This is a genomic window from Brevibacterium sp. HMSC07C04 (assembly GCF_001815905.1).
In the GTDB taxonomy this organism is placed as follows: domain Bacteria; phylum Actinomycetota; class Actinomycetes; order Actinomycetales; family Brevibacteriaceae; genus Brevibacterium.
The window spans coordinates 1-726 of record NZ_KV823284.1; the positions used below are offsets into that span (position 1 = coordinate 1).

Genomic DNA, 726 nt, shown 5'->3' on the forward strand with positions numbered 1-726 from the left:
CGGCACCGGAATCACCGAGTGCTGGTCCAAGCCATGAACCCGCGGATGAGGCTGGTGAGTCTGCCTCGGATAGGCCGTCTGGTCAGCCTAAGGAGGATGCTTCAGAGGCTGAGTCTCAGAAGGGCAAGTCTTCTGAGAAGTCTGGTCAGAAGGATGCTGCGAAGGCTGCGAAGCCGGATGAGCATTATCCGGAGCTTGCCAAAAAGCTGTTTAAGAAGGGCGAGGGCCGTTATGAGATTCCTGCTCCGAAGCCTGGTGGTAAGTCTGCCGGTAAGGTTCCTGCTGGTTTGGAGGCGTATTACAGTCAGAAGATTGACTGGTCTGCCAAGAACTGTGAAGCCCTCGGTGAAGCAGAATCGGCTGACATGGTTGACATGCTCGGGCGTGCTCCTGAGTGCGGTTACATGATTGCGCCGATTGATGCGAAGAACCCAGACAAGGGCAACATCGCTATCGCGGTCAAGCGCGTCAAGGCTGGAAAGCTGAAGGACGATGGTGATGGCGGCGTGAAGTTCACGCCGAATAAAAAGCCGCAAGGGTCTATCCTGTTGAACCCCGGCGGTCCCGGTGGGGCGGGCTTAGGCCTGGCGGACTTGCAGGCCAATGCCCAGCGAGAACTTGCCGAGAACTTCGACATGGTGGGTTTTGATCCCCGTGGTGTGGGTGCTTCTATGCCGTTTTCGGAGTGTCAGTCGGATAAGGAGCGGGATGCTTCGCGTGCTTTGA

The 726-nt window shown here is 57.0% G+C and carries 1 pseudogene; it reads left to right on the plus strand.

Annotated elements, in window-relative coordinates:
* Positions 1–726, plus strand: a pseudogene (locus HMPREF3162_RS11845) (alpha/beta fold hydrolase); the annotation flags it as partial.